At 66.7% G+C, this 5376-nt stretch carries 6 protein-coding genes; all 6 read right to left on the bottom strand.

Going from position 1 to position 5376, the window contains the following annotated elements; all coding sequences use genetic code 11:
* Positions 1–9: 9 nt before the first annotated feature.
* The 6 genes from EO139_RS20600 to EO139_RS20570 all read right to left on the bottom strand — a co-directional run bounded on the left by EO139_RS20600 (position 10) and on the right by EO139_RS20570 (position 5048).
* Positions 10–375: a hypothetical protein gene (locus EO139_RS20600; RefSeq protein ID WP_119128983.1), complete on the bottom strand. Its 366-nt coding sequence runs from the start codon at positions 373–375 to the stop codon at positions 10–12.
* The gene (locus EO139_RS20595; RefSeq protein ID WP_126946956.1) at positions 372–926 is read right to left on the bottom strand and encodes a polymer-forming cytoskeletal protein; all 555 of its coding nucleotides are present in this window, start codon (positions 924–926) and stop codon (positions 372–374) included. Before EO139_RS20595 ends, EO139_RS20600 begins: the two co-directional genes overlap by 4 nt.
* 96 nt (positions 927–1022) lie before the next feature.
* A complete protein-coding gene (locus EO139_RS20590) occupies positions 1023–2732 on the bottom strand; it encodes a diguanylate cyclase (protein ID WP_126972289.1) in 1710 nt (569 codons plus the stop codon).
* Between the two features lie 116 nt (positions 2733–2848).
* Positions 2849–3175, bottom strand: coding sequence for a hypothetical protein (locus EO139_RS20585; protein WP_126946341.1), 327 nt, complete (start codon positions 3173–3175; stop codon positions 2849–2851).
* Between the two features lie 233 nt (positions 3176–3408).
* Positions 3409–3750: a hypothetical protein gene (locus EO139_RS20575; RefSeq protein WP_104585815.1), complete on the bottom strand. Its 342-nt coding sequence runs from the start codon at positions 3748–3750 to the stop codon at positions 3409–3411.
* Positions 3751–3872: 122 nt separating this feature from the next.
* Positions 3873–5048 carry an acetyl-CoA C-acyltransferase gene (locus EO139_RS20570; protein ID WP_126972285.1) on the bottom strand — a complete coding sequence of 392 codons (1176 nt, stop codon included), beginning with the start codon at positions 5046–5048 and terminating at the stop codon, positions 3873–3875.
* Positions 5049–5376: the final 328 nt, after the last annotated feature.

Genomic DNA, 5376 nt, shown 5'->3' with positions numbered 1-5376 from the left:
CCCCAACCCCTAATGCCGCACCCGCCGTCCAGGCGCGCGCACGGCGGTCGCCTCCACCGCCAGCGTAAAGCCGCGCTCTTCGCCACCCTGCATCGCGCCCACGTCCACGACCTGGCGCCTGATCTCCTCGCCCTTGCCGTTACGCACCACCACCACCACGGTGTATTCCCACGGATCGCCATCGGCGGGATGGCGGATGGTGCCGTCCACCTTGAGCGGCACGATCGGGGCCGGCTGTGCGTGCTGCACCGCCGCCGAGTCGAAGCGCAGGTGGTGCTTGCACGCAGGGCAGACGCTGGCGCTTTCCAGGATCGTCGCCTTGCAATGCGGGCAGCTGCGCGTGGCACCGGGCGTGCCCGGGCGGAGCGCGGTCATGTGGCGTCGCTGTCTCCGCTGACAACCGGCTTGGCCGTCCCGACCGCTTTGCCGGTGTCCTCGCCCCAGCCGAAATCGGCCTGGCCGCGCATGCGCGCACCCGAGGCCACGGTCAGGCTGCCGGCCTTGACGTCGCCGACCAGCACGCCGGAGGTCTGCAGTTCCACCTGCGCGGCCGATTCGATATTGCCCTCCAGCTCGCCGGCGATGATCACCTTGTTGGCACGGACGCCGCCGTTGAGCTTGGCGCCACGCTCGATGGTGAGATCGCCCTTGACGTTGACATCGCCCTTGAAGCGGCCAGCCAGGCGTACGTGCCCGGCGCCCTCGATCTTGCCTTCGATGCTGATGTCGGCGGCGATCAGCGACTCCTTGGCCTCGCCGTGGCGCTGCGGTGCAGGCGCTGCGGGCGCGGCACTGGGCGCGGGGGCAGGGACCGGCGGCGCCGGGCTGGCCTCGGCAGTGAACAGCCGCCCATCGGCCGCGGGGACCTCAGCTGCTGAGGGAACGCCGTCTTTCTTGTTGGGACCTTGATCGCGCCACATCGACATCGGACTGCCTCGCCAGGGGATCAAAGCCGACTATCGCCGCGCGGACCGATCTTTTGTGTGACGGATTGCGCAAACCAAGGTCGATGGCGCGCGTGCTCAGTCCACTGCGGGCCTGGCCGCGCCGTGCCGCTCGACCCGGTTACGGCCGCCGCGCTTGGCCACGTACAAGGCCGCATCGGCCTTCCGGAGCAGGCTGGCTCCCAGTTCGCCATCGACCGGGAAGCTGGCCACGCCGATCGAGGCCGTCACCCGCGGCAACGCGCGCTGGCCGTCGCTGACTGCCAGCGCCGCGATATGGCCGCGAATGGCCTCGGCCACACGCGCTGCCTCGGCGCCGTCGGCCTCGGGAAGAATGACCGTGAATTCTTCGCCGCCATAGCGGCAGGCCACGTCTTCGGCGCGCAACCGGGTCAGCAGCAACTCGCCCAGCGTCGCCAGCAACAGGTCGCCGCCGGCGTGGCCCTGGCTGTCGTTGAATTGCTTGAAGTGGTCCACGTCCAGCATCAGCACCGACAACGGCAGGCTGCGGCGTGCGCAGCGCGCCAGCTCGTGGCTGAGCGATTCTTCCAGATAGCGGCGGTTGTACAACCCGGTCAGCGGGTCGCGAATCGACTGCCGGCGCAGCGATTCGCGCAGGCGCAGGTTGCTCAGCGCCAACGACAGCTGTTCGGCGGCCGCCTCGGCGATTTCCAGCCGCGGCATCGGCCCCGGGCCCGGCGAAGACAGGAACAGGAAGCCGAGCTGGGTGCCTTGCGCAGACATCGGCAGGCATGCGGTGGTGACGGCGCTGCCGTGCTCGGGCGCGCCGATATGCGCACATGGTGCATCCCGTGCCAGGTCTTCGATGATGTGCGGTTGACCGCGGCGCAGCGCCCAGCACTCTTCAGGCAACAGATGCGGCGCGCTGTGCACCAGCGGCTCGCCCCAGTGGCTGATCGCCTCGGCGCGATCCTGCGAGGCACGCAGCAGATAGACGCTGCCGGCAACGCCCGGCAGCAGGCTGGCCAGGGTGCGGCTGGTCACCATCAGCGCCTCTTCCGCGCTGATGCAGCCCTGCAGCAGGCCGGTGTAGCGGCTGAGCAGATTCAGATCGGCGGTACTGCGTTGCAGCGCCACGACGCTGTCGGCCAACTCGCGATTGGCCTGCGCCGCCTCTTTTTCGGCCTGCGAGCGATGCCGCAGCTCGCGCATCAGCAGGGCATAGACAAGGCCGACCACCGCCAGCCCGAACGGGATGCCGGCCAGTGCCAGCACCAGCAACAATGCCGCACTCTGCCGGCTGCTTTCGGCGCGTTGCGTCAACAGTTCCTGCTCGCGTTGCACCATGGTCAGCGCTTGCTCGCGGATCGCGCTGGTGGTGCGGAAGGCGGTCTGGCGGATGCCGGCACGCGCCGGCTCCAGGCCGTCCTGTGCGTACACGTCCAGGACATGCTGGATCTGCTGCAGTCGCGTTTCCACCAGTCGCCGCAAGCTGTCCAGGTGCTGCACCTGGTCGGGGTTGTCGGCAATCAGGCGACGCAGGTTGTCGAGCAGGATCGGCAGGCGCTCGACGCTGGTCTGATAGTCGAGCAGATAGGCATCGTTGCCGGTCAGCAGAAAGCCGCGCTGCGCCGATTCGGCGTCCAGCACACGCGCCTGGATCTCGTCGACCCGGCCGATCACTTCATGCGTATGCGAGAGCAGTGCCGCGTCGGCGAGTGAGCGGCGGGCACCGACAAAGATGCCGACACCGATGGCGATGAAGATCAGGGCGGAAAACGCCAGCGCCAGCTGGTTGCGGCGGCGCGCAGTAAAAGAGAAGGGCATGGATGGATGCTAGCCCGCCAGACTGGACAACACGAGGTTGCCGTTGGCAGGACGCAGATGCGCCGGCGCAATCTGGCCGGCACATCTGCAAACTGTTGAGACGGTCACACGGTCGATCAGTGCTGCGAATGTTCGGCGTCGTGCTTGTCGGCGTTCTGCTCGGCCTTGTTGGCCATCTCGCGGGTCTTGTCGGCGGTGGCATCTGCGGCGTTGGCGGTTGCGCGGCTCGCATCGGCGGCCAGTTCACGTGCTGCCACGCGTGCATCGGCGGTGGCGGCCTTGGCCTGCACGGCTGCGCGATCGGCAGCCTGTTCGGTCGCAGCCGCCGCGTGCTTGGCAGCGGAGGCGGCATCGCGTTGCGCCTGTTCGGCGTCAGGGCCCTGGCAAGCGGCGAGAGTGAAAGCGGCAATGGCGCTCAACGACAGCATGCGGATCGTCTTCATGGGTGGTCCTGTTCCGGTGTTAGAAGGCGGAGCTTATGCACTCACCGATGCAGCCGGCGTCAATGCGCTGCCGGCCATTCAGCCGGTAGGCGGCATGTGCCGTCCACGCCGCGACATGGCGCGCGTTCGACGGTTTGGACAGTGACGCAACCTGCTCACGGCAAATCGCAGGCAAAGAAAAAGCCGCTGGAAACCAGCGGCTTTCTCCGAACTCGCTTGGAGCTAAGAAGTGATTACTTCTTGGCTTCTTCGGCGGTGTCCTTGGCAGCTTCGGCGGTGTCTTCAGCCGTCTTGGCAGCGTCGGCAGCCTGGTCAGCAGCAGCGTCGGTGGCGGCGCCGGAAGCAGCCTGAGCAGCGTCAGCAGCGGTGTCAGCCGAAGCAGCAGCGGTGTTGGCAGCAGCCTGAGCGGCGTCAGCCGACTGCGAGCCCGAGGCGGAAGCCTGGTCAGCAGCGGTCTGAGCGTCGGCAGCGGCTTCGTTAGCCGAAGCAGCAGCGTCCTGAGCCTGTTCCGGCTTCGAGCAAGCGGTCAGGGCCAGGCCCAGAGCCATTGCGATCAGCAGCTTGTTAATGGTCATTGTTTCAATCCTCGTCGTTAGATTAGGCAACGCGCTATTGCGCGCCCCCGACATGATGACGGTCCAAAGACCAGTGTCAAGCGTACGCGCATTCAGTTTTGCAAAATCGCCGTTAAAAACAATTAAATCAATTCGATAGCGATGGCAGTCGCCTCGCCGCCGCCGATGCACAAGGTCGCGATTCCGCGCTTGCCACCGCGCGTGCGCAACGCATTCACCAATGTCACCACCAGGCGGGCGCCGGATGCGCCGATCGGATGCCCCAATGCGCAGGCACCGCCGTTGACGTTGACCTTGTCGTGCGAAATGCCCAGCTCGGCGATCGGCGTCATCGCCACCACCGCGAATGCTTCGTTGATTTCGAACAGATCCACCTCGTCCAGTTGCCAGCCGATCTTACCGATCAAGGTCTGGATCGCAGCGACCGGGGCGGTGGTGAACCACTCAGGTTCCTGCGAGTGGGTGACATGCCCCACGATGCGTGCCAATGGCGCGATGCCACGCCGTTGCGCCTCGTCTGCGCGCATCAGCACGGTGATCGCCGCGCCATCGGAGATGCTCGACGAACTGGCGGCGGTGACACTGCCGTCCTTCTTGAAGGCCGGCTTCAGGGTCGGAATCTTGGCGATGTCGGATTTGCCGGGTTGCTCGTCGCTGTCGACGACCACCTCGCCCTTGCGCGTGGCCACCGTGACCGGAACGATTTCATCGGCAAACGCGCCGCTGCGCTGCGCCGCCTGCGCGCGTTCGACCGAGGCGATCGCAAACGCATCCTGATCGGCACGGCTGAAACCGAACTTCTCGGCGGTGGCCTCGCCGAACACGCCCATCGCCTGGCCGTCGTAGGGATTGGTCAGGCCGTCCCAGGCCATGTGGTCGACCGCCTGGAAGTTGCCGTAGCGGTTGCCGGTGCGCGAGTTGGGCAGCAGATGCGGCGCGTTGCTCATCGACTCCATGCCGCCGGCGACCACGATGCTGGCCGAACCGGCCTTGATCAGGTCGTGGCCGAACATGATCGCCTTCATGCCCGAGCCGCACACCTTGTTGATGGTGGTGGCGCCGGTCGAGGTGGGGATGCCTGCGGCAATCGCCGCCTGCCGTGCCGGTGCCTGGCCCAGGTTGGCCGGCAGGACGCAGCCGACGATGACTTCTGAAATGTTGGCCGGCGCGACGCCGGACTGCGCCAGCGCGCCTTCGATCGCGGCGGCGGCGAGTGTCGGCGCCGGCACACCGTTGAATTGACCAAGGAACGAGCCGATGGCAGTGCGTTTGGCAGCAACGATGACGATGTCGGACATGAGGAGATACCGTTGAAAGTGAAACGATTATCTGCCTCACGCCCGGTTCGCGCCAGCACGTGCCGATGCGGCGCCATGCGCTACGCACTCAGCTGCGACAGGGGTGTGAGGATGCAGTATAAAGACGGCGTTCGGGTCCGGGACCGGGCCCTATCCATGGAATGGGTTCGGGGAGAACATCCAATGCAGAAGAGAGACGTCGCCAGGACTGTCCTGGCCTCGGCGTTGGCCGTGGCATTGACCGCGTGTGGCGGCGGTGGCGGGGGCGGTGGTATCCGGCCGAGCACGCCGACGGCACACGCGGTCAATGCCACGGCCAACGCCGAGG

It is taken from the genome of Xanthomonas sp. BRIP62411 (genome assembly GCF_003993525.1).
Taxonomy (GTDB): Bacteria; Pseudomonadota; Gammaproteobacteria; order Xanthomonadales; family Xanthomonadaceae; genus Xanthomonas; species Xanthomonas euroxanthea.
Note: the sequence above shows the minus strand (reverse complement) of the source record. Positions and strands in the feature narration are given on the sequence as shown.

Coding starts and splice junctions, on each gene's coding strand:
- EO139_RS20570 (WP_126972285.1), bottom strand. CDS start 5,048: ATGTCCGACATCGTCATCGTTGCTGCCAAACGCACTGCCATCGGCTCG.
- EO139_RS20600 (WP_119128983.1), bottom strand. CDS start 375: ATGACCGCGCTCCGCCCGGGCACGCCCGGTGCCACGCGCAGCTGCCCG.
- EO139_RS20585 (WP_126946341.1), bottom strand. CDS start 3,175: ATGAAGACGATCCGCATGCTGTCGTTGAGCGCCATTGCCGCTTTCACT.
- EO139_RS20595 (WP_126946956.1), bottom strand. CDS start 926: ATGTCGATGTGGCGCGATCAAGGTCCCAACAAGAAAGACGGCGTTCCC.
- EO139_RS20590 (WP_126972289.1), bottom strand. CDS start 2,732: ATGCCCTTCTCTTTTACTGCGCGCCGCCGCAACCAGCTGGCGCTGGCG.
- EO139_RS20575 (WP_104585815.1), bottom strand. CDS start 3,750: ATGACCATTAACAAGCTGCTGATCGCAATGGCTCTGGGCCTGGCCCTG.